The organism is Microbulbifer maximicatervae (SeqCode), assembly GCF_052467225.1.
The window spans coordinates 3,027,819-3,051,991 of record NZ_CP174303.1 but is presented as its reverse complement, the minus strand read 5'-3'; the positions used below and the strand labels follow the sequence as shown (position 1 = coordinate 3,051,991).

19 protein-coding genes are annotated in these 24,173 nt (G+C 49.5%); 2 read left to right on the top strand and 17 right to left on the bottom strand.

Annotated elements, in window-relative coordinates; genetic code table 11:
• Window positions 1-271 precede the first annotated feature (271 nt).
• Together ACJJIZ_RS13430 and ACJJIZ_RS13425 are read right to left on the bottom strand one after the other, a co-directional pair.
• Complete coding sequence (locus tag ACJJIZ_RS13430) at window positions 272-3,454, bottom strand: efflux RND transporter permease subunit (protein ID WP_444913729.1); 3,183 nt, start codon at window positions 3,452-3,454, stop codon at window positions 272-274.
• An 11-nt stretch (window positions 3,455-3,465) separates the two neighbouring features.
• Entirely contained in the window at window positions 3,466-4,650 is a 1,185-nt protein-coding gene (locus ACJJIZ_RS13425) for an efflux RND transporter periplasmic adaptor subunit (RefSeq protein WP_444913728.1), read from the bottom strand.
• Window positions 4,651-4,922: 272 nt separating this feature from the next.
• Here ACJJIZ_RS13425 and ACJJIZ_RS13420 point away from each other — a divergent pair, with 272 nt between their 5' ends.
• The gene (locus tag ACJJIZ_RS13420; RefSeq protein ID WP_413665740.1) at window positions 4,923-5,585 is read left to right on the top strand and encodes a TetR family transcriptional regulator; all 663 of its coding nucleotides are present in this window, start codon (window positions 4,923-4,925) and stop codon (window positions 5,583-5,585) included.
• 741 nt (window positions 5,586-6,326) lie between these two features.
• Here ACJJIZ_RS13420 and ACJJIZ_RS13415 read toward each other — a convergent pair.
• The 11 genes from ACJJIZ_RS13415 to ACJJIZ_RS13365 all read right to left on the bottom strand — a co-directional run bounded on the left by ACJJIZ_RS13415 (window position 6,327) and on the right by ACJJIZ_RS13365 (window position 20,285).
• Complete coding sequence (locus ACJJIZ_RS13415; RefSeq protein ID WP_444913727.1) at window positions 6,327-8,996, bottom strand: TonB-dependent receptor; 2,670 nt, start codon at window positions 8,994-8,996, stop codon at window positions 6,327-6,329.
• A 246-nt stretch (window positions 8,997-9,242) separates the two neighbouring features.
• The gene (locus ACJJIZ_RS13410; RefSeq protein ID WP_444913726.1) at window positions 9,243-9,938 is read right to left on the bottom strand and encodes a gluconate 2-dehydrogenase subunit 3 family protein; all 696 of its coding nucleotides are present in this window, start codon (window positions 9,936-9,938) and stop codon (window positions 9,243-9,245) included.
• Between the two features lies 1 nt (window position 9,939).
• Window positions 9,940-11,736, bottom strand: coding sequence for a GMC family oxidoreductase (locus ACJJIZ_RS13405; RefSeq protein ID WP_444913725.1), 1,797 nt, complete (start codon window positions 11,734-11,736; stop codon window positions 9,940-9,942).
• A gap of 253 nt (window positions 11,737-11,989) precedes the next feature.
• Window positions 11,990-12,901 carry a sugar phosphate isomerase/epimerase family protein gene (locus ACJJIZ_RS13400; protein ID WP_444913724.1) on the bottom strand — a complete coding sequence of 304 codons (912 nt, stop codon included), beginning with the start codon at window positions 12,899-12,901 and terminating at the stop codon, window positions 11,990-11,992.
• Entirely contained in the window at window positions 12,898-13,116 is a 219-nt protein-coding gene (locus ACJJIZ_RS13395) for a twin-arginine translocase TatA/TatE family subunit (RefSeq protein ID WP_108733294.1), read from the bottom strand. The genes ACJJIZ_RS13400 and ACJJIZ_RS13395 overlap by 4 nt, the downstream gene beginning before the upstream one ends.
• A 3-nt stretch (window positions 13,117-13,119) precedes the next feature.
• Window positions 13,120-13,830, bottom strand: coding sequence for a 3-keto-disaccharide hydrolase (locus ACJJIZ_RS13390; protein WP_444913723.1), 711 nt, complete (start codon window positions 13,828-13,830; stop codon window positions 13,120-13,122).
• Window positions 13,831-13,900: 70 nt separating this feature from the next.
• Entirely contained in the window at window positions 13,901-14,908 is a 1,008-nt protein-coding gene (locus ACJJIZ_RS13385) for a LacI family DNA-binding transcriptional regulator (protein WP_444897240.1), read from the bottom strand.
• A 56-nt stretch (window positions 14,909-14,964) separates the two neighbouring features.
• A complete protein-coding gene (locus ACJJIZ_RS13380) occupies window positions 14,965-16,287 on the bottom strand; it encodes an MFS transporter (protein WP_444913722.1) in 1,323 nt (440 codons plus the stop codon).
• A 56-nt stretch (window positions 16,288-16,343) separates the two neighbouring features.
• Window positions 16,344-17,405 carry a sugar phosphate isomerase/epimerase family protein gene (locus ACJJIZ_RS13375; RefSeq protein ID WP_444913721.1) on the bottom strand — a complete coding sequence of 354 codons (1,062 nt, stop codon included), beginning with the start codon at window positions 17,403-17,405 and terminating at the stop codon, window positions 16,344-16,346.
• A 198-nt stretch (window positions 17,406-17,603) separates the two neighbouring features.
• Complete coding sequence (locus ACJJIZ_RS13370; protein ID WP_444913720.1) at window positions 17,604-18,773, bottom strand: Gfo/Idh/MocA family protein; 1,170 nt, start codon at window positions 18,771-18,773, stop codon at window positions 17,604-17,606.
• 252 nt (window positions 18,774-19,025) lie between these two features.
• A complete protein-coding gene (locus tag ACJJIZ_RS13365) occupies window positions 19,026-20,285 on the bottom strand; it encodes an FAD-dependent oxidoreductase (RefSeq protein ID WP_444913719.1) in 1,260 nt (419 codons plus the stop codon).
• A gap of 217 nt (window positions 20,286-20,502) precedes the next feature.
• Here ACJJIZ_RS13365 and ACJJIZ_RS13360 point away from each other — a divergent pair, with 217 nt between their 5' ends.
• A complete protein-coding gene (locus tag ACJJIZ_RS13360) occupies window positions 20,503-21,039 on the top strand; it encodes a lipocalin family protein (RefSeq protein WP_444913010.1) in 537 nt (178 codons plus the stop codon).
• Between the two features lie 166 nt (window positions 21,040-21,205).
• Here ACJJIZ_RS13360 and ACJJIZ_RS13355 read toward each other — a convergent pair whose 3' ends face one another.
• The 4 genes from ACJJIZ_RS13355 to ACJJIZ_RS13340 all read right to left on the bottom strand — a co-directional run bounded on the left by ACJJIZ_RS13355 (window position 21,206) and on the right by ACJJIZ_RS13340 (window position 24,146).
• Complete coding sequence (locus ACJJIZ_RS13355; protein WP_444913009.1) at window positions 21,206-21,763, bottom strand: thioredoxin family protein; 558 nt, start codon at window positions 21,761-21,763, stop codon at window positions 21,206-21,208.
• Between the two features lie 26 nt (window positions 21,764-21,789).
• The gene (locus ACJJIZ_RS13350; protein WP_444913718.1) at window positions 21,790-22,524 is read right to left on the bottom strand and encodes an SDR family oxidoreductase; all 735 of its coding nucleotides are present in this window, start codon (window positions 22,522-22,524) and stop codon (window positions 21,790-21,792) included.
• 140 nt (window positions 22,525-22,664) lie between these two features.
• Window positions 22,665-23,231: a carboxymuconolactone decarboxylase family protein gene (locus ACJJIZ_RS13345; protein ID WP_444913717.1), complete on the bottom strand. Its 567-nt coding sequence runs from the start codon at window positions 23,229-23,231 to the stop codon at window positions 22,665-22,667.
• A 333-nt stretch (window positions 23,232-23,564) separates the two neighbouring features.
• The gene (locus ACJJIZ_RS13340; RefSeq protein WP_444913716.1) at window positions 23,565-24,146 is read right to left on the bottom strand and encodes a TetR/AcrR family transcriptional regulator; all 582 of its coding nucleotides are present in this window, start codon (window positions 24,144-24,146) and stop codon (window positions 23,565-23,567) included.
• Between the last annotated feature and the right edge of the window lie 27 nt (window positions 24,147-24,173).

Here is a 24,173-nt window from a genome sequence, read left to right as displayed (position 1 = left end):
GAAGTGAGGCTCAATCATGTACGGAGCATTTTGACTCCAAACACTATTCGGCTTCTTGATTTAAATCATTGCTAACGTTTCATTACTTCAACGAATAATTTAAAACGATGACATGTTGGCGGTGCTGGAACTAAAGAGGTTCACTTTGTATCTTGAGACTCGCAGCAGCAGCCTATTCAGGGATTTTGTGGTCAACGGGGGGCTATAAAGCAAAAAGCCAGGCCCTTTTTTAACCTGGCCTGGCTTTATTAACTCTATAGTTGAAGCTCTGTTAAAGCACTTCAGCTGCTTCTGCTCTCTCGTTCTTTTCCGACGAGACACCTTGTTTAGCAATCTCCACTTTCTGCTTATGTACCCTTCTGCCAAACAACCGCTGCACCACAACAAAGAACAGTGGGATAAAGAAGATTCCCAGTAGAGTTCCAACAATCATGCCTCCGAACACACCGGTACCGATTGCCCTTTGGGCACCTGAGCCAGCTCCAGTTGCTATGGCTAAGGGCAACACCCCCAAACCAAAAGCGAGAGATGTCATTAAGATCGGGCGCAACCTGTCCCGTACAGCTCGCATCGTGGCATCTACCAACTCCATACCGCCTTCCAGGTTCTGTTTAGCAAACTCCACAATCAGGATGGCATTTTTACTGGTTAACCCCACTGTTGTCAGCATCGCGACTTGGAAGTAAATGTCGCGTTCCATACCCCTTAGGCTATTTGCAAGTACCGCACCCAGGATTCCCAGCGGAGCCATCAATAGTACTGCCGTCGGTACTGTCCAGCTTTCATAGAGAGCAGCCAAACACAAGAACACGATCAAAAGGGACAAGGTATACAGCAATGGGGTTTGTGCTCCAGCAGAGCGCTCTTGATATGAGAGACCACTCCACTCCATACCAAAACCAGCGGGTAGCTGCGCCACTAGGCGCTCAACCTCTTCCATTGCTTCACCAGAGCTGACTCCGGCTGCAGCCTGCCCATTAACCTGCATTGAGGGAACGCCGTTATAGCGCTCCAAGCGGGGGGAACCGTATTCCCAGCCAAAACTGGCAAAGGATGATAGCGGTACCATATCGCCTTTATCGTTGCGCACTGACCACAATTGGAAGTCTTCCGGGACCATCCTAAAGGGAGCATCAGCCTGCATATACACGCGTTTTACCCGCCCGCGATCGATAAAGTCATCAATATATGAACCGCCCCATGCTGTACTCAAAGCGCTGTTAATATCGTCGATAGACAAGCCAAGCGCAGCTGCTTTTGCATTATCAATTTTTACACGAAATTGCGGGGTATCCTCTTGGCCATTGGGGCGAACATTAGCCAAAAGTTCACTCTGCCCGGCCATTCCCAGAAACTGGTTCCTGGCTGCAGTTAAAGCCTCATGGCCCAAACTGCCATTATCCTGAAGATAGAAGTTGAAACCACCAGAAGAACCCAACTCGGGGAGCGGCGGAGGTGCGAAAGCGAAAGCCATCGCATCTTTAATTTGCATTAAGGCACCCATCGCGCGCATGGCGACAGACCCAGCGCTCTGAGACTCTTCCTCACGCTGGGACCAATCTTCCAAATTTACAAAAGCAATACCGGTATTTTGCCCGCTACCGGCAAAGCTGAACCCCTGTACCGAGAATACTGATTTCACGATACCCTGCTCATTGTTCAGGAACTGGTCCTCTACTTTTCGGATAGAGTTCATAGTGCGCTCCTGGGTTGCCCCCACCGGCGCCTGCACCATGGAGAACAGCACACCCTGATCCTCATCCGGCAGGAACGAACTGGGCAATCGCAGGAATAGGAAGGCCATGACTGCGGAAAGCGCAACAAACAACAGCATAAAGCGACCGCTGCGCTTCAAAATACCTTGCACTCCACCTTGATAGCGCTTGCTACCTCGATCAAAGTTGCGATTGAACCAACCAAAAAAGCCTTTCTCCCCATGCCCCTCCCCTTTGGATAGGGGTTTCAGCAAGGTCGCACAAAGCGCCGGTGTCAGGATAATCGCCACCAACACTGACAACGCCATAGCTGCAACAATCGTGGCGGAGAACTGACGGTAGATCACGCCGGTGGCGCCATCCATAAATGCCATAGGTACAAACACTGCCGACAAAACTACGCCAATGCCAATCAGTGCCGCAGTAATCTGGTGCATCGACTTCTTCGTGGCTTCTTTAGGGGAGAGCCCTTCCTCCCGCATAACCCGCTCGACATTCTCCACCACCACAATGGCATCATCCACAAGCAGGCCAATTGCAAGCACCATGGCAAACATCGTGAGCATATTGACTGAGAATCCCAGCGAAGCGAGCACGGCAAAAGTACCCATTAGCACCACTGGTACCGCAATCGTCGGAATCAACGTGGCACGGAAGTTCTGAAGAAACAGATACATCACCAGAAACACCAGGACGATCGCTTCAATCAAGGTAGAGATAACACCCTTAATAGATGCCTCAACAAACGGTGTCGTATCGAATGGTACTACCGAAGTCAGGCCTCGGGGAAAGTAAGCCTCCAGCTCCTTCAACTTGGCTTTCATCCCATCAGCAGTTTCCAGGGCATTGGCCCCAGTCGCCAAGTTAATAGCGATGCCGGTTGCAGGCTGGCGATTGTAACGGGAAATAAACTCATAATTCTCCGCACCTAGCTCGACTCGAGCAATATCTCCCAGGCGCAAGAGCGAGCCGTCGTCATTGGCTCTGACGATAATATCCCGGAACTCCTCAGGGGTTTGCAAACGTTCCTGGGAAGTAATTGCCGCATTTAGCTGTTGCCCTGGAATAGAGGGGGCAGCACCGAGGCTTCCGACCGTAACTTGTGCATTTTGGGCCCGCACTGCGTCGGTAACATCACCAGGGGTAAGTTCATAGGTGGTGAGCTTATTGGGATCGAGCCAGATCCGCATCGCGTACTTGGAACCAAATACCTGCACATTGCCCACGCCTGGCACCCGGCTGATCGGGTCAACAATGGCCGAATTGATATAGTCAGCAATATCATTGCGGTTCATACTGCCGTCTTCAGACACAAAGCCGGCAACCATTAGGAAGCCACCTCGAGACTTACTAACATTTACTCCTTGTACCTGGACCTCCTGTGGCAGCAGCGGCATCGCCAGTTGCACTTTGTTTTGCACCTGGACCTGGGCTGTATCCGGGTCAGTTCCATTCTCGAAAGTTAAAGAAATTGAAACACCACCGTTGGATTGACTGGTGGCGGACATGTAAAGGAGACCATCGAGGCCCTTCATGTTGCGTTCGAGGATTTGAGTAACCGAATCCTCAACCACCTTGGCGGAAGCGCCCGGATAATTTGCCTCAATATTGATCGACGGTGGCGCGATATTTGGATAGCGCTCAACTGCCAGCTCGCCGATAGACAACACACCTGCCAGTATCGTGATAATTGCCAGCACCCAGGCAAAGATGGGCCGATTGATAAAAAAACTTGCCATAACCCCTATCCTTAAGACCCCTGCTGTGCAGGCGCTTTGCCAGCCTGTTGATCGCCTTCAGCCGCCGGCAGCTGCTCATTTTCGCGCTCGCTGGCCTGTACCGGGGCTCCCGGGCGAATTTTCTGCAGACCGGCAACTACGACCCGGTCCCCGGCCTCGAGCCCATCTTCCACTAGCCAGCGATTGCCAATCGTACGACTAACCCGCACAGATCGCTGGGCAACCACATTTTCCTCATTAACAACCATGGCTGAGGTGTTGCCCTTTGGGTCCCGCGCGATTCCCTGTTGAGGTACCAGAATTGCGTCTTCACGGACACCACTACCGACAATTGCGCGCACATACATACCCGGCAACAGCATGGTATCCGGGTTTGGAACAACTACTCGCAACAACACACTGCCCGTTGAGGGGTCAACACTGGCTTCGGCAAACTCCAGCTTGCCCTGGTGTTCAAATTTGCTGCCATCTTCTAATAGGATTGTCACAGGTAGATGAGTGGCGTCGGCCAATGTGCCCGCTTGAAGCGCTCGGCGGAGGCTAACAAGTTCAGCTGCCGACTGAGTAACCTCAACATAGATCGGATCTAGTTGCTGCACAGTAGCCAAAGTTCCGGCCTGATTGGCCGTTACCAGAGCGCCTTGAGTAACTGTAGATTTGCCAATTCGGCCTGTAATCGGAGAGGTGACCCGCGCATATTCCAACTGGATTTCCGCCCTGTGCAGCTCCGCCTGAGCTGCGGCTACATCGGCTCGAGCCTCCTGAAGATCGGCTTCCGCAGCATCATTTTCCTGCGTGCTAACAGCACCATTCCCTACCAGGTTCGCAGTACGCTCGGCTTTGAGGCGAGCAATGTTCATAGCCGCCTTTGCGCCTTGCAAACTTGCTCTGGCACTATCGACGTCAGCACGATAAAGAGCGTCATCTAGCTGGTAAAGCGGCTGATTTGCACTAACTTGGCCTCCTTCACGGAACAATTGGCGTTTTATGATGCCATTAACCTGCGGGCGAACCTCGGCCACTTTAAAGGGTGAAGTCCTTCCCGGCAGCTCCCTGGTAAGAGTGACGGATTCCGGCTGAAGTGTGACTACAGTCACTTGGGGGGCCATTCCCGGTGGAGCCGAAGCTTCCTCGTTACATCCCGCCAACAATGCGGAAGCGACCAAAAGGCTGGTGAGAGCTCGGGCTTTTAACATGGTTACCTCGAAAAGTGACTGCGCGGACAAAATATTGGCAGTTAGCGGAATTTTTAAGTGACAAGGAAATCTGAGTAAAGTAGCGTGGCATTTTATGAGTACGTAGGAAACAGGATCAACTGTTCATAATCGTGCAATTTTCATCTAACATGCACTTTCACCCAGTATATTCAAGGGTTTGCGCATAGAACCCCTTTGCACACTTGCGGTTAAACGCTGCAAAAATGAGTCAGAGTGAAACTAATAATTGATTAAAGAAGCCGCTGTTCCCTATGACCAAACGCAGAAATGAGCAAATTTTAACCACCCGTGAGCGTATATTAAACGCCGCGCTCAATGTGTTTCATGAATATGGAGTGTGTCGCCCTTCCCTTTCCGAGGTTGCAAAGCTGGCTGGAGTTAGTTGCGGTGCTGTTACCGACCACTTTCACAGCAAAACCGGTTTGCTTCTCGCTCTGACAGAACGCATGGTACTACCCGGCGAACAACTTTGTCATAACGCCGGCGAGCAACTCAACGCCAATCCCCTCGGTACACTGCGAACCCGCTGGGTGTGGCTGTTTCAGGAAATTGCTTGTAACCCAGAGTGGCAGCAGGTACTTGAGATTATCTTCCATCCCTGTGAAGAAAAGGTTACCGAGAACAATGAAGCCCACTTGCGTATGAAGCAAGGGCGCACCCGCGGGCTTGAGCGAATGGCACAACTTATTGCCCTCGCAGTATCCGAACGCCAACTGCCCGAAGATCTTGATACAGACCTCGCGATGCAGATGTTACACGGTGGCCTGTTCGGTGTGATTGAAACTTGGCTCTTATCCTCAAGAATTGAAGATATCGGCGAACTCGGTGAACGCTATATCGACTCTCTGATCGATATGATCCGCTTCTCCCCCACCATGCGCTTAAGTTCACGACTGGTCCACACCCTGCACTGACACACCTTTTCTTTATCTACACAGACGGGGCTTATTGCTTTGTAGCATGCCCCGACATAAATATCTTTGCTTCACCAATACCTTCTCACCCCTCACTAGAATCGCTCACACACGTTAGCTTAGCCCTGAGATTATTGATTACCAGTTTTCTCAACTAGCAAAAATAAGTAAATTAAGCTAATTAAGGCTAGTTTTTTTGGCTAGGCGGCAGGCGCTTAATAACGAAACACACATATTCAGTTTCCACAACAGCCAAAAAGTAGAGCACGGCGCTACCTTTATCAAGCATCAACAGGTACTCAAACTCTTCATCACAAAATGTTCCCTATATAAATATATTTTGCTTATGGGGGCGTAGAAAAATATTTTCTCAGATAGATAGCCCTTTTCGAGATGGGCTATTCGATAGATATGTCAGTAGCCTATAGTGCGCCACCAATCATGCTGCCGCGAAAACATCCAAAATAATTTATTTTTCTAAATGGCTTTATATAGTTTTTAACAAGCGAAAAGATATGAAATTTCACGTAGTGATCGAGAATCTATTCCAAAAAATCTCGCTTTAAGTTTGTTCACTCAGCTAGGTACGAGTGAAAACTGGCCAATAAAGCTAGAACGAACTGTTATATTCGCATTGTTCAAATACTCGATACTCCCTATGCTTATGCGCAGAATAAGTATGAAAATTTACAGAAAGGTGCGGACACGTCCCTGTGTCCGCGTGACTGGGTAGCAATCAAGTTAGAAGCTATAAGTCAGCCCCATATAAGCTCGTCGGCCTGAATATGAGGAGCCCCAAACCCTATTTTCCTCGCCCCAATATCTATCCACCTTCTCTTCGGTAAGATTGATTATGGAGGCGGTCAACGTCAGGTTATCCATCAAGCGATAAGATGCATTAACATCCAACTGATCGTATTCATCAGTGAAAGTGTTCATGCCATTGTGGAATCCGTCTGCATAGTCACTGCGATAATTGTAAGAAGCGCGAATGCTAAAGTCGATATTTTCATAGTAAAGGGATAGGTTGTACTGGTCCTTTGAAGTGCCGGCAATTTCTGTTTTGGTTTTGATACCTTCAGAGTCAATCTCAGCTAGCTCCGTATCTGTGAAGGTATAGTTTGCATAGACTCCAAAGCCATTATCAAAGGCATACTGAACAAACAGTTCTACACCTTGTGCGGTAGCATCAGTGCCATTGACCGGCATAGACATAGACACTGCCCGGGTAACACCATCGATATCCCTTGTCACCATAGAACTGCCGTTGATTACAAACGAAGCAATATCTTTTCTGAACAAGGTCAGTCCTGCAGCAGAGGCATCATCGAAATACCACTCCAGCCCCAAATCAAACTGATCAGCTTTATAAGGCTCCAATTCAGAGTTGCCTGCATACCCTTGACTGACTGTTGAGCCGGGCAAAGGAGCGTGGATCACTTCAGAACCACCGAGATTATCGTATTCCACTCTCGCTACGACTCTAGCGAGAGCTGCGCGCATAACCAGTTCATCGGAGATATCCCAAGCGATATTAGCACTAGGTAAAATATCAGTATTGCTGCTGTCACGAATATTGGGTTCGTCCTGTAACACCCCATCAATATTGTCGTAGGTGCTCGCATACTGCTTGGTCTGGACTGCTCGAATACCAAAGTTTCCGCGCAGGACTGCCGAGGCAAAATTCTGCTGTACATAAGCAGCCGTAATTTCCTCACCAACCCGGTAAACCTGATTTTTCTCGACGATTACCGTAGGGTCACCATAGGTTGCGTATAGAAACTCTTTTAACTTATCAAACTCCAGATAAGCGAAATTTGGCACATTCACACCGCCGATAATATTATCGAGAGGGCCGTTTGAAAGGATATCGATTGTGTCGGGCACACCATCGGGGTCAGTGTGGAATGAATCACTTGGCCACCAGGGGTAACAAGCTCCATCAACATCACCCCAGTTAATCGTTGGACAGGGAGGATTATCATCATCCCAGGATTGTTTGGTGATGCGGCGGTTTATCTCATGGTCCCGGTACTTAACCCCAACATCCAGGGAGGTAAGCCAGGCATAATCCATATCGATGGAAACGTCCAGCTGGTAGTAACTCTCCTCGTCCTCGCTGCTGGTCCAATGGGATGAGAACCAGTCATATAAAGGATAAGTGTTGGGATCTCCCAGATCTGCACTGGTATCAATTTCAGCAGTACCACTGCTGAGATCCCAGCTCCAATCGGTTGCAGTGCCATAACGGGAATTGACTGATGCAAACAATTTCTCAGAGGGGCCGCCCTCTGCACTGGTATTACCGACTACCAACCGAGCACTATATCCATCTCCCTCGTAACTGATATTGAAATCCAGCGTATCCGAAACATATTCCGCTCGAGTGTAGTCACCAGCTACCTGTGGAGACTGTAACTCTGCCTGGCCCCGATCGAGCATACCAATGCCAAGAAGAGTATCACCATCTTCATCAAACTTGAGACTGCCCGGCGCTATTGCATCCCCGTAGTTCCACTCAGGAAATACGATACGATAATTCTCTGAGTTGCCGCCCAGCTCAAAGCGGAAATAATTGACACCAAATTCCAGCTGTTCTACCGGACGCCATTGGGCACTTAGCTGCATGCCATCCCGGGTCCGTTCCTCTTCCAATACACTACCGACAACGGCTCGCGGCGCATAGAAATCCCGGTATTCATTACCGTCGATATCTATCATCGGCCCCCTGGCCTCTACGCCAGCCTGGGGGGACTCATCTCCCTGCCAACCCCAGTTTTCTACCGAGGTGCTAATTACCCGGTTCTGACGATCCTGCTTTGAGTATCCAAACAATACGCCAAAGGTTTCCTGATCATTTTTCCATGAGTAAAAACCGGTGTACTGAGGTTCGTACTCCTCAGTAACATCAGCATAAGTACTCTCAATGGATAACATGCCCTCCCCGGAATCCAGGTCCAGTGGCTTGCGCGTGTGTAAAATTACAGTACCACCTATCCCACCTTCATCCAGTTTTGCTTCTGGACTTTTGTACACATCCGCTCGGGAGATCATCGCTGAAGGTAGCAATGCGTAGGAAAATGATCGGGATGGATCATCGCCGGGAGTGGCTATATAGTTTCCATTTAGCTGGGTAAAAGTGAGCTCAGGTGCAGTTCCTCGGATACTTACCTCGGCACCCTCGCCGCCGCTTCGAACGATGGATACTCCCGGAACCCTCTGCAAAGAGTCTGCAACATTCTTATCGGGGAATTTACCCATATCTTCAGCGGTGATTGAGTCTACCACCGCATTGGAAAAACGCTTTACATCGAGATTTTTCTCCATGCTCCGGCGAATACCCAATACCTCTACTTCCTCTAGCACCAGACTCTCTGTATCAGATTCACTGGTGCTCTGGGCATTTGCCATACCAACAACACTGCACAACACTAGAACACTTACAGACGTCCTCAATAGATCTAGCTGGCGATTTGTATTTAAGGGTATCTCTCTCATTGCTCAAATTTCTCTTTTATTATTTTTTTCTAGCTTTCCGTTCACCCTAAAAGCCCGACATATCATTTGCCGGGCCACCGGAATATGCCCTACTCTTATCGATCCAATTCTGCCTCGATATTTTTATATGTGCGTATAGCGCTAAAGCAAAAAGCGTTTTTAGCTATCCAAGCCAAGTCGCTTGAGAACTTCAGGGGGCGCTCCAGGGAAACTCGCCATTGGTCGGTTACCCACATAACCAATATCCGCCATACCTTCCTCGGTGGTATAGAAAGCGGTGGACACGAGAACTCGAACTTTGGCAAAGAAACGAGCACCAGCCTGGAACTCTGGCTTTGCCGTGCGAGTCCACTTGATATCCTCACAGATGGCTACTTTTTGAGGCTCATTCAGATCGACAAAGGAACCTCCAAATCTGCGCTTGGACTCACCCTCCAGCCAAACAACTCCTCCCCGAATCGTGACAAGATCCGCTTTATTATTGGAATATGGGGCGCTGACATATTCGTTGATGTAGTGATGGGCACCTACTGAAGAGGCACTCGGAGAAGTTTCATCTGCTGGAATAATTACATCGCAAAGTGCTGCCAATACCGCCAACTCACTCGTTTCAAGCTGCATCTCCCAAGGCACAACGGGATTAAGGAGATCCGGATCTGTCGGCGTGCCCCTGGCAAGAGTCTGCTTCGGGGCGTCCAGGTTCTTTACTGCCGGTTCAGCCGCTGGCACCTCCTCTTTCACTACAACTTTTTGCGCTACTTTCTCAGAACAGCCAATGACTGGAACTGCAGCAGCGGTGGTAGCAATCAAACGCAGGGCGTTGCGCCGACCCAGGTTGGTTTTTTCCTCGCTCATATCAGATATTCCTCTTCTTGAACTGGTCCACGATGTAGTCGCAGGTGCGCCAGGCCAGCGCCATAATGGTCAGGGTTGGATTCTTATCGGCATTGGAGACAAAGGGTGCGCCGTCAGTAAGGAAGAGATTCGGTACTTCCCAGGACTGGCAGTATGGATTGAGCACGGAATCTTTCGGATTTGAGCCCATGCGCGCCGTGCCGACTTCGTGAATAATCGCACCGCCGTTGATAATTGCCTTGGCACCGTCGGTTTGCACGGTAGAGGTGACCTTACCGCCCATACCTTCAATGATTTCAGCAAAGGTTTTGTGCATGTGAGCGGCCTGGTTCAATTCCTGGTCACTCCACTTCCAATGGAACTTCAGTACAGGGATGCCCCACTGATCTACCTGGTCCTTATCAATTTCACAGTAGCTGTCCTCGTTGGGAATCATTTCCCCGCGACCGTCAAACCACACAAAGGAGCCGTAGTAACGCCGGCAGGCTTCTTTCAAGTCTTTGCCATAAGCACCACTGGTAAAATCACCCATACCGCCGAAAGCACCTGCACCCGGCATACTGCGACCACCGCCGAATTCAATGTGGTAACCACGGGCGAAATCCAGGTCACCACGCAATTGTTCCTTGTACAACCACCAGGGCATATACATGTGCATCGCCGATGCGCCGTCCTCGTTGTGGGCAGGCAGACTTTCCAAAGCGGGAATCTGCCCGCCGATACCAGCTCCCACTGTATCCATCAGGTATTTCCCTACCGCACCGCTGCCATTGGCGATACCATCGGGGAATAAAGTGCTTTTGGAATTAAGGAGAATGCGCGAAGTTTCAGCCGCACTGGCTGCAACAATCACAGCGCGGGCACTGGCAAATCTTTCCTGGCGGGTATCTTTATCAATATAAATAACCCCGTTTGCCTTACCTTTTTTATCAACGGTAACTTCACGCACCATGGCATCAGTAATGATATCCAGGTTGCCCGTCGCTAATGCCGGTGGCAGTAGTACAGTCGTGGACTGGAAATTCGCCTTAATTGAGCAACCGCGCCCACAGGGCGTGGCCCAGAAACAGGCTGCGCGAGATTTCATTGATTCCCGGGTTACGCCCTGAGCCAATTTATTGTCCGGGAATAATTTCTGCGGAATATTTTCGTGATCTAGGCGCTCACTGAGAATAGCCAGGTGAGAGGGAATTACAGGGATCCCCAGTCTATCGCACGCTTTTTTGGCCAGGAGTTCATAGGCACGGGGCTTCGGGGGCGGCAGCAACACACCCGCAGAAGAGTCGGGAGTATTCTCTAACCCCTCGTTGGTGCCATAGACACCAATGAGCATCTCGGTTTTATCGTAGTAGGGAGCGAGATCGTTGTAACTGATCGGCCAATCAAAACCGAGTCCATCCCTTGAGTAGGGTTTAAAATCATACTCACCCATTCGCAGGGAAATACGTCCCCAATGGTTCGTACGGCCACCCAGCATACGGGCACGCCACCAGTCAAAACGACGGCCTCTTTCTCTGGAGCCCTGAGTGTAGGGTTCGCCGGGTACCTGCCAACCTCCGTCAACCGTTGCATCATAGAAACCGAATGGCTTTTCCGGTGTGCTCCCCCCACGCAAAGGCGCATCTTTTGGGAGGTTAAACATTGGGGTTTCCTTAACCGGGTCATAGGATCTCCCCGCCTCCAGCAGTAGAACCTTTAGCCCTGCAGTGGCTAGTACATAGGCAGCCATACCGCCGCCAGCACCAGATCCAACAATCAGTGCGTCATACTCTTTCTTCTCGAAGTCATCATTCGGCATCGCCTCTCTCCTACTTCATCAATTATTTTTGTTTTACTCGTTTAATTTTAAATAACTTACAAGATAAATCTGTAACCGGTTACATCTTTTGTCAAAAAATTTTTACTTATCCGTTACATCTAATGTTTAACTTATGTTTTTTTAACCAAAGATATTAATTTTTATAAACTTTTTTAACAAATCTAGAAATTACTAAATACTCTGATCAAAAAACACAAGTAACCGGTTACATTTTTAACCAAATAATTATTGCTTACTCGCTAAAGAGTTCACCCTGTCGCGACAAGCGCAGCAAAAGCTCTTTCGTTGCATTGATTCCCCAGTCTTCACCGCCGGCGCCTTCATACTCAATCCCAATATGCCCCTTGTAACCCGCCTTTTGAATTATCCGCAGCATCCGGGCAAAATCCGTATTGGTCTCATTTCCCTGCTTATCAAATGAAAAGCTCTTTGCACTGATTCCGCGGGCAAAGGGCATCAACTGCTCTACTCCCAAGTAGCGGTCGTAGTCACCAAAGTTTCCAAAGTCTGGCAAGCTTCCACAGTTCGGCATATCCACTGACTGTAATAACTGGGATAACCAAAGTCCGCTTGAGGAATAGCCACCGTGGTTCTCCACCACAATATTGATGTCGAAATCCAAGGCAAACTCTGAGAGAGCTCGCAGCCCATCTCTACAAGCAGAGCTGACCTCCCTGCTACTGCCCTGTCCGCCAGCATTTACCCTGATAGAGTGGCAACCCAAATATTTAGCCGCTTCAACCCACTGGAAATGATTTTCTACCGCTTGTTGTCTTTCGCTAGCATTTGGGTTGCCAAGATCACCTTCTGCATCAACCATAATCAAAAGGCTTTTAACCCCGTGATCTATTGCACGCGATTTCAACGCTGAAAGAAAACTCTGATCCTTGGCCTTATCGGCAAAAAACTGATTGACATACTCTACCGCGTCAATTGCAAATGCCTTTCTTGCCTTAATAGGGAAATCCAATACCTTGAGAGCGCCACTTCGCAATTGCCGATGCAGGGACCATTGAGCCAGGGAAATTTTCACAGGGCCACCCGGGGTATTGGTAATGATTCGCCCACTATTGCCAAACAAGGGGGCGGTAAAAGCAGCTGCAGCCAAGCCGGCACCAACCTGTAGCAAAGCTCTACGCTTCATTCCCGCTCCCCAGCTTGGAGTAGATTGCCAGACAAGTTACCTGGGGAATCTTCTCTAGTGCCATCCTTATCGCTTTGATGCAATGAGCGGCGGAAACCACTAATCGCTCCTCCAAGGTCTTCTCCCAGACGGCGGATCTTGCCACTACCAAATAGTAGAACCGCTAACACAAGAACAATAAGTACCTGCCAAATACCCACGCCTGAAATACCCATGATTTACAGCTCCCGAATTCTGATATTGCGGTACCACACTTTGTCGCCGTGGTCTTGTAAAGCAATAAAGCCACTCTCACTACGGGCAAAATCGGGGTAAGAGGAAAACTTACTGTTGGCAAGACGTGTATCCCAATCTTCAGACCAAAGTTCATAACTGACAATCATGCTTCCATTCAGCCAATGTTCAACCCGGCCATTCTCCACTCGAATACGCGTTTTATTGAATTCTCCCGCCGGCTTTACCTCATCTTCGCTGGGTGCATACAAGTCGAAGACTGATCCCGCGCTGTGGCTCAGTTTTTCCAGTTCGGGAAAAGCACTGTTATCAAGTACTTGGTATTCCATACCTGACATCCAGACTGGTGCATTGCCACCAGCTACCCGGTAAATAATGCCGCTGTTGCCGCCTTCAGATATCTTCCATTCCAGTTCCAGCTCAAAATCAGAAAACTTATCTGCAGTGACGATATCCCCCGCTCCACCAGCAGTGAGTACCAGGTTGCCATCAACGACCTGCCAGGCCTCTCCTACATGGGAGCCATTGGCACCGGTCCAACCCTGCAACGTTTTACCGTCGAATAAATGCCTCCAGTCCTTATCCGCTTGTATACCGGACTTTTCCGGCATCCGTTCACAACCCTCTAGTGTGACTAGTAGTGCTGCAGAGGCCAGTAAAGACGTGCAAAATTTTGTCCCAGTGAATTTTTTCATCGTTGTTATCTCCACATGAATTGGTGTTTATCTAATCAGTTCGCCGCGATGGTTTTACATCCGTACTTTATTAATCCTGATAGCGGGCAGTACTTCCCCTTGCCACTAAATCAAAGGGCAAAATAGTTCGGCTCGCTTTTAACGGTTTTCCATCAATAATGCGGCGCAAGGTTTCCATCGCATATCTGCCCAGCTTCTCTGCGGGCTGGTCAATTGTTGTCAAGGGAGGGTCCGTAAATTGCGAAAACTCAATATTATCGAAGCCCGCCACCGACACATCCGCAGGCACCTGCAAACCCATTTCCTTCGCTTGATGAACAGCACCAATAGCCATTTCATCATTCATACAAAAAATGGCGGTAGGCGCACTGGCTAAAGAGAGCAGTTTTTTTGCACCCTCCGCACCAGACGGCATAGTGAATTCTCCGTTTACAACCAGGTCAGAATTCAATTCAAGACCGTGCCGTTGCATCTCCTCCTCAAAACCGGCCAGGCGATCACGCACAATCGGACTGTTAAGCGGGCCGGTCACTATGCCGATCCGGCGGTGACCCAGCTCGATCAAATGGCGAGCCATGGCTTGCGCCGCGCCGGAATTATCCAGTTCAACAACCGGATAGCGGTCGTCTTCAGCAATGCGCTCACACGCATTTACCATTGGAATCGACGCTGCTAAAGCTGCATCTTTCTCTGCAAATGGATAGCGGCTATCCAGTTGAATAAGGCCATCTGCCTGATTCGTCAGTGCCATTCCCGCATAGAACTGTTCATGAGCTGGTTCGCCCTTGGTATCTCCCAGTAAAACGGAGTAACCCTGGTCTTGAGCTGCCTTTTCTATCCCTCGGATAACTTTGGAAAAAAATGGGTTGGCGATATTTGGGACCAGAACCATCACCGCAAATGACTTGCCGGAACTAAAGTTTCTCGCCAACATATTGGGCCGATAGCCGGCCTCTTCCACCGCTTTCAGCACCCGCTCCCTGGTCCGCGGAGAAACCATTTGCGGGTCTTTCAGGGCTCTGGACACGGTCGCGACGGAAACACCGGAGCGACGTGCAACTTCGCGAATGTTTGACATACTTTTCCGTTACTTTGTTGTTAGTAGTCGACTATTTTCGCACAAATGGAAAACGCCTACTGGTTGCCTACTACAGTGACACCTTGCACTTTGCTCGCTGCTTGCCTGCGATCCCAAAACCAGATAAACGCAAAAATCGGCAGCAAGATAAGGGGAACCACGGCTAGTGACTGGAATGATTCGATAGAGGCAGTTGCCAACACAGCATCCAGCTCATCGCCCGTTAACTTTTCAAAGGCTTCCAAACCACCGGCAGCCTCAATCTTGGCGTTGTCGAAAATTTCTCCAAGTTTCGGCAGTACGAACTGAATAGACATTCCCCCAGCAAACCCCAGCAGCCCCAAAAACAGTGCGCCGCCGCGTACAAAACGCTCGGATACCGTAGCGAGCATGGTAGGCCACATATAGCAGACACCGATGCCCCAAACTGTTGCCGCTAAGAATGCAGTTACCGGGGTTCTCGCCATTCCTAAGCAATAGAGGCCAACAGCTGCAAGTAAACTACTGAGCCACAAGAGCCCAATGGGAGAGAGTTTTTTGGCCAGCCGTCCGGCAAAGTGGCGCATTACAAACATCAACATGCTGACATAAACCAGAATGAGAATGCCCTTCATACCGACTACTCGAGAGAGCGTCAGGTCAACCCACTGCCCTGGAGCCAGCTCTGTTGCAGCGGTTAGCCACATACAGACCCATAGCACGATAAACATTGGCTGCCTGAAAATTTCTTTAAACATCTCGCCATAACTGATGCCATAAGAAACCCGTTCAGTTACCGGGAATTCTGTTCTGGACACAAGCCACGCCATGACCACAGCCGGTAGGGCCAAAACAATCAGGTTCAACTGCCAGGGAAGTTCAAGCGCAGAAATGGCTAACCCAAGTAATCCGCCCACCACAATCCCGGCAGGCCACCAGGCATGTAGTACATTTAGGCGGTGAGTTTTATTTTCAGGATCAACCGCTGCAACCATTGGGTTACTGGCGGCCTCCACTGCCCCCCAGCCCAAACCGGTAAGTAACAGCCCCGCAAGAACCAGATTCTCAACGCCCTCCCCGGGGGTTACCAAGGATGCTGCAATAATAAGCAGGCTGCCCAACACGTAGCCTATTGATGAGAGCATTAACATCCGCTTGATACCGACCAAGTCTACCAATGCGCTGCCAAATAGCAGGGTTAGGGCAAACCCTGTAAAGGTAAATCCAAGCGCTTCTCCAACCATTGCGGTGGAGTTGGCAAGATCAATATGATCATAAATATCCGACTGTAAGTTGCCGGCGATCGAAGCCCTCACAGCAAACCCAAGGCCAATCATAAAGATTGACAGATTTCCTACCAGGAAGACGTTCCTGTGCAAAGCCTTTGTCTGTGTACTCATCTATCCAGTCTCCGCATGATTTATTGTTATTCGTTGTTCACTGGGATTGGCAAAAATTAGTCCAGCCCTAAAATCCGACGATTTCTAGCGCGATCTGTTTCAGCACCGGCAAAATCATCAAAAGCTTTGTCAGCCACGGTTATCAGGTGCTCTCGAATAAATGGCGCACCCTCGCTGGCCCCCTGCTGTTGATCCTTAATGCAACACTCCCATTCCAATACCGCCCAGCGATCGTAACCGTACTGGGTCAGTCGGCTAAAAATCCCACGAAAATCTACCTGACCATCCCCCAGAGAGCGAAAGCGACCGGGGCGGTCAATCCAGGGGGCGTAACCGCCGTATACTCCAGCCCTTCCACTCGGATGAAACTCCGCATCTTTCACATGGAAAGCCTTGATTCGCTCGTGATAGATATCGATAAAGGCCAGGTAATCCATTTGCTGTAAGAGCAAATGGCTCGGGTCATACAAGATGTTGGCTCTAGGGTGATCTTCCACCTCGTAAAGAAACCGCTCGAAGGTCAAGCCATCATGCAGGTCTTCACCGGGGTGCAGCTCATAGCAGACATCGACCCCCGCGCTGTCAAACGCATCCAATATCGGACGCCACAAACGGGCCAGTTCACGAAAACCTTCTTCAACCAACATCGCTGGGCGCTGGGGCCATGGATAAAAAGTGTGCCAGAGTAAAGCGCCGGAGAAAGTTGCATGGGATTTGAGCTTCAGGTTGGCACTAGCCCGAGCTGCAAGAACTAACTGATTGCTCGCCCACTCTGCACGGGCTTGCAAGTTTCCGCGTACTGCCTCTGGAGAAAAAATATCCAGCATTTCCTTATAAGCTGGGTGAGCTGCGACCAACTGCCCCTGCAAATGCGTAGACAATTCAGAAATCTGTACCCCAACCTCCTCACAGATTCCCAGTACATCATCACAGTAAGCTTGGCTTTTACTGGCCAGCTCAAGGTCGAAAATCCGCTTGTCCCAAGTGGGAACCTGGATGCCTTTGTACCCCAGGTCTGATGCCCAACGAGCCATAGATTCAAGCGAAGCTGGCTGTTCGCTCGATGGGAGAAACTGGGCGAGAAAAATTCCGGGCCCCTGAATTCTGGGTGCCTTCATTTATTGTTATCCTTTTTACTGCTGTACTTATTAATTCTGCAACCAACCCTTTCCAAGCGATTGGTTTGCACCTTTTGAGAAAACTCTTCAAAAGGTAACTGGCCGCAGGCCGACACCGGCACCTCCCTGTGCCGTACTAGCTGCCGGACGCCCACCCTGCCAGAGATACCTAAATTCTGTGAGGTTGGACCTAGCCGCTCACTTCCAATAAGGCGCCAGGGAAACCCATGAGGATTTTGCGCGACTGCTCTCCAGCACACCGCGCACAAATGCCATCGCGCGAACACCTGCATCAATGTTGCCAACGGCAGGACTGTTCTTTGAAATTACCCCCTCGCGGCGGCCTCGGACTTGACCAGCAAAATCGCGATAGATATTGGCGAAGGCCTCTATATAGCCCTCCGGGTGTCCTTGAGGTGTCCGGCAGAAAGACCTGACGTCTCCATCCAGATACTCACAATCCGCACCGGCTTTCCAAATCGCCACAGGCTGCCCCCTGCGCTTTACTTGCAATTGGTTTGGGGCTTCCTGCTCCCAAAACAGCGAACCGTCTTCACAGTAAACGCTGATATTCAGGTTGTTCCCTTCTCCTCCACAGACTTGACTGGCTGTAAGTGTTCCTCGGGCGCCCTGATCTAATTTAAATAGCGCTGCACCGTCATCATCCAACGCTCTTTCATCAACTACCGCTTGCACGTCTGCGCAGACTTCAGAGATATGCTGGCCAGTAAAAAACTCCACCAGATGATGAGCATGGGTGCCTATATCCGCAAAGCAGCCACTTTCTCCCGAACGTGCAGGATCTGTTCGCCAACTCGCCTGCTTACTTCCCGTGGAATCACCGGCTAGTGCCAGCCACCCCTGCGGATAGGCAACGGTAACTCGTCGAATAGACCCCAACTCTCTCCTGCCCAGGATTGCTCTCGCTTGCATAACCAGAGGGTAAGCAGCATAAGTGTGGGTCAAACCATAAAGATGCCCGCTTTGCTCCACTGCCTTTTTAAGCTCAAGTGTTTCTTCCAAAGTGGAGGCGGCTGGCTTGTCGGAGAGGACATGGAATCCCGCCCGCAACGCAGCAATAGAAACGGGTAAATGGAGATGGTTGGGAGTTACTACAGATACAAATTCAACTCGATCATCAGCGCTGCGACGGGATTCCTCTTGGAACATCTGTTGATAGCTTTGGTAAATCCTGTCCGGGTGTAGCCCCAGCTTTTCACCAGCTTTACGACTGCGTTCGGAATCGCTACTAAAGCAGCCGGCGACTAGCTCTATCTCACCGTCGAGAGCTGCAGCCATTCGATGGATTGCACCAATAAAAGCACCCTCTCCACCACCAACCATGCCCATTCTTATTTTTTTAACCAAACCCCATCCCCTCGGGCCACTCAATGAACCAGCTGAATAAACAGCCTACTTATTTTTTTTCCGTGTTTTGTAAGCGGACGCGCTGTTTCCAGACTGCGGTTTTCGTAGCACTCCACTGCCTGAAACAGAATGTAACCGGTTACATTTCAATTTAAGATACAGAAAAAAAATGTCTTTGCAAGCGAAATACGTTGTTAATATCGCCTTATTGGACTCATAGACTGATGGCTCAACGCTGAAATACTAAGCAAATCACCTGATTGGCAGGCCCATTTTCTGGACAAACTCAGCCCAAGAGTGCCACTTCAATTCATCGCTTTGCCATTTATTACAAATAGTTTGATGATCAACTGACTGCGACAGCAAGCTACCTATCGCTTCAGATTGAGGATGCCGAGGCTTAGCTTTTGAGCGAACCCATTTCCCGGCCTCCTTTGCAGCTTCCACGGCGAGACCCCAGTGATTCGGCCAAACCGCCAAGAAATTGGCTATATCAAAGCTGTGGATGTGGTATGGACGCGGATAGTTTAACTGCACAAGAGCATCCCCATCCGGCCCTGGAGCGTCAGTTTTCCAACCTGCGTAAACACCCCAATGACAGCCGGCTGCCCAATCCTCAAACCCGGTCATACAATTTGCCAATCTATCCAGGGTATCCCGGATTAACGCCCTCTCTATGGGCGGGGCCACCCTCATATCAACCACACCAGAGCGAAACCTGGGGTGCTCTGGATTGAGGGTGAGTATCCAAAGTCCCTCTCCACTTTCCAGCGGGTGATATGCCACTACCATGTCCATCAGGAAGGCTGAGATTGGAGGGGTATTAGCACCCTTAGCCAGCAACATATGTAGGGGCCGAACAACTTGGCTATCCCGCACTCCTTGAGCTGGCACTCCAAGACTTTCGAGTATTGCTGCATTGCCCGCCCCGCATGCTGAGAGAACCAACTGGGGTTGTATTTGGTGGGAGCTACCATTGATATCGGCAGAGACCTCAGTCACGCCACCACTATCTTTGTCGAACCTTCGGATACTCCCTTTCACCAGCTTCTCGCTAACAGGAGCACTAAAACGTCGATAGGCTTCAGCGCCGTCAAACATAAGGTCATCAGCAAATCGAAAGCACTGATGCGACGGCAAGCTAGTTGTTACCAGTGGAGCTGGAATCGGCACCTCTTCCACTGGAATACCCGCCGCAATCCAGTTGGGCTCGACAGTATCTAAAAATTCTCGGGGAAGCGCGGCATAGAAATCTGTTATGTGGCTATCAACACCATCGCTCTCCAGTTGTGTGCGCCAAAACTGTGCGGCCTTTAAGTAAGCCTTTGCCGCACTTGGGTGTGCCGCATTCCAACCTGAGGAGAAATAGCCATGAAAGTGTAACGACTCGGCATCGTCTAACCCCTGGTCTATTGCCAGCACAGAAAAATCTGTTGATAGCTCTCGCAACAATGAAATCGCTTGAATTCCGCCCCCTAATACCAGGACGTCTACGTCTACCGTTTTAGCCATGGTCAGCCTCAAACAAATCCTATCTATCACCACTTAGCAAAGGCTGGCCTTCTGTCAACCTCTAAGACCTCAGCTCATTTACCTAGGTGACACTTTTTTGAAATTCAGATTAAACACAGAACTTGGTTAATCCGTTCCAGTTACATCCCCGTAAAGAGATTGTCGCTCAGCTATGAAGCTGGCGGCCTAAAAAACTGCGAACACAAGGAGCAAGGAAATGAAGAGCTTATTGAGAGGTATAGGAATTGTACTGTTTGTACTCAGTACCCAGGCCGTTATGGCAGATGATGAACTGGAAACGGTTCCCTATGTCGATGTGAATCAGTATCTCGGCAAGTGGTATGAGATTGCCCGGCTACCGCAAATTTTCCAGCCGGCTTGTACTGCGGTAACAGCGGACTACGGCCTCAATGATGATGGATCTATCAGCGTTTTCAATTTTTGTCGAATCTTACACCCAAAATATGGGTTCCCGATCAGTGTTCAGGGCACTGGAGTCCCCATTGATGAGACGAACAGTAAACTCGCTATCACCTTCTTTGAGGGTAAAGCTGCCGGCGACTACTGGATACTAGAGCTAGATCCCGGCTATCAGTGGTCACTCGTTGGTGATCCAGACCGCTCCAGCCTCTACTTGTTAAGCCGCACTCCCCAGCTGGATGAAGCTATTACAGACTATCTACTAGACCTGGCAGTTACAAAGCATGGTTACAACATTGACCACATCATCATGACCCGCCAGCTTACTGAGTAAACAAGAAAGCGGGTGTCACACTTCTGGCACCCGCCACTTAACAAACCACATTAACTTTTTATTAATTCTTTATAATCAATAGGTTAACTAACCACATTAAAGTATTTTCTTATATTTTTGTGTGCTTTATGTTCGCCAAAGCATCCCTGTCAGCTAGCAACCTATGTCAGATATAGTTACCACTCCATTTAATAGAGCACCCCATACTTGGCTGCTGCTTTTCCGGCCCTGCCCCAGTCTCTGCGATCAACTTCATTGCATTGACCAGCTCCCTGGTTCGGCCTGCCGGGTTTCCCATTCCCGCATCATCGATTCGGCCTCGATATTGGAGCTCTCCATCCTTATTCAGCCCGAAGAAGTCTGGTGTACATACCGCCTGGTAAGCTCTCCCTACGGACTGATCTTCATCAACCAAATAGGGGAAAGTAAACCCATGGTCTCGGGCAAACTTCGCCATATAAGGAGGACTGTCAATCTGGTAATCGCGATAATCGTTTGACATAACGGCCAGAACATTAATGCCCAGCCCTTGTAGTTCTCGCACATCCTCAGCTAAACGATTTGCAATCGCCTGAACATAGGGGCAGTGATTGCAGATAAATGCAATCAACAGCCCCTTGCTTCCCAGATGGTCCGACATTCGAAAGCTCTTGCCGTCAGGGTCTTTCAAGGTAAAGTCTGGGGCTTTCCATCCGAAATCACATACTGGTGTATCTAGTAACATTGCCCGATCCTCTCCTGGGTTCTAAGTTAGCTTTCGATCTCAAGTACGCTCTTGGCAAAGGGAGCGTAAATTTTTGCGACCTCTTGAGCCATCTCATCTGGATAAACAAAAAAATCACCCGTTGTTAGTGCCTTCATAATGCCATCGAATACGATGCTCGCTGGAGGGGCTCCCTCTCCCATGCCTGCGGAGTCGGCCATATCCGTCTTGATTGGACCAGCAATAACACTGATAACTTGAGTCCCCTGCTCGACCCAGGCCTCCCTCAAACTCTGAGTTACTGCATAGGCAGCCGCCTTTGAGCCGGAGTAACCAGTAAATGGGAGAAAATTTTTGATGGATGCCAGTGAGTTCATTTGGACAAAGACACCCCCACCATTAGATTTCAAAACAGGGCCAAACGCTTTGGCCAGGTTTATCAGTGGGTAAACATTGCCCTCCATTTGATACTTGAAGCTCTCCACAGCATCATCGTCCAAGGGTGTCGATAGCTTCACTACGCCCGCATTAGAGACAACCAGATTGACATCACCGGCAACCTTTACAGCGTTTTGAATGGTTTCTTCACGTGAAAGATCAAATTCAATGGGGACGACCCTTTCACCATACTTTTGAGCGAGCTGCCTCACCGAGGCTAGGTCGCGAACAGCGGTATACACTTTAACCGCGCCCGCATCCAATAGCCCCTTTGTAATGGCCTTGCCGATACCTCGATTTGCCCCTGTGATTAATGCAGTGATATTGCTAGCTTGAAGAGTCATTTCGTATACCTCAGTTACTTAAGCCGAATAAATTCAAATTTCGATTCGCAACACAGTTGCGGGCTCCGCTACGAATTGTTGATGGCCACCCCATGTCTCCTCAGTGAGGGCTGGATGGCCAATCAAGCCCAGGCCAGAAATCAGGCCACTGCCTCTCCTTCGGGAGTCCACTCATTAACTGCAAAGGCACTATCCAGGACGGTCTCGGCAATGTGATTTGTATAATTCGACATAACTTTTAAAGCGGTACCTAGAACCACTTCCAGTACGCTCTGCTGCGTGTAGCCAGCAGCAAGGAAAGCGCTAACTTGTTCCTCCGACGGCCAGCCACGGCTTTCATTCACTACCGCAGCAAATGTACGTAATGCCTCAAGCTTTTCATCTGCAATCGGTGTGTTACTACGCAATGCTTCAATAATTTCCGCTTCAACACCGGCCATTTGGGAAATGGATGTGTGAGCAGCCATACAGTAACGACACCCGTTCAGGCGGTTGTTTGTCATTAAGATGATTTGGCGCTCTGTCTCGGAAAGATTGGTTTTATCGAAAATTCCCGCCAAGGTCGTATAACCCTCAAGTAATGCGGGGGCTTCTGACATAGTTGCGAATAGATTGGGCACAAAGCCCATCGATTTCTTAGCGCCTGCAAGAAGAGGCTGAGCAGCAACAGGAGCGGATTCAATCGTGTGAGTCTTGAAAGTAGCCATCATATTTCCTAACTAGACAGTTTCACTTGTTTGTAGCGATCGGTCCAAACCTGGTTAAAAAATAAGGGGAGACACCCCTGTAAACTGTATGTACCGATTGCTACAAACAATACTAATGAGTTTGTACCGATCGGTAAATATGATTTATATAACTATTTGCTATGCATTAATGCCTACTGAGAATGAACAGGAAAATATGAAGCCCTATCCAATACAAAATTGACAGGAGGATCAATGGAGGTCAGGAGAGGGAAATCACAGTGCAGCCCTGGCAACCCAAAGGACGGCGCCAAGGCCCTACGAAAAGCTTTCAACACCAGAAGAAAGATCAGGTCAACGCAGCAAGTCTAATGCCTGTACCTTAATTCTGGAGAGGCTTTCCTTATTAAAAACTCCACGTGCCAACACTCGCAAGCCGACTAACAGAGTCAGTAAACTATTGGCGCAGACTTCCGGGTCTACTCGATCAGATATCACACCTTTCTCTATCCCCAGGCGAACCTGCCTTGCAAAAAATGACTCAGTATCCCGCAAGCCCTTTTTTACAGCATCCCCAATATCGCTATCCAGGTTAGGCATATCGAGTGCGGTATTAACCAAAAAGCAGCCCTTCTTTTCCTGATCTGCAAGGCTTTGTTCAATTAGGGAGTCGAAAAGCTGACTGATAGCGCCAATAGGATCTTCCAACGACTCAAGCCGGGCCATTACGTCGCGCCGCTGCTCTCTCTCATACTTGAGTAAACTCAGGGTAAAAAGCTGCTTCTTACTGCCAAAGGCATTATAAAAGCTCCCTTTAGTCAGCCCGGTAGCTTTGAGCAGGTCGGCCAGAGAAGTCGCTTCAAAGCCTTTTTTCCAAAAGGCTTCCGTCGCTTTATCGACTGCTCTATCGACATCGAAACTTTTCTCCCAAGGCATAAGCACCTCACCTCAAACAAATCTACT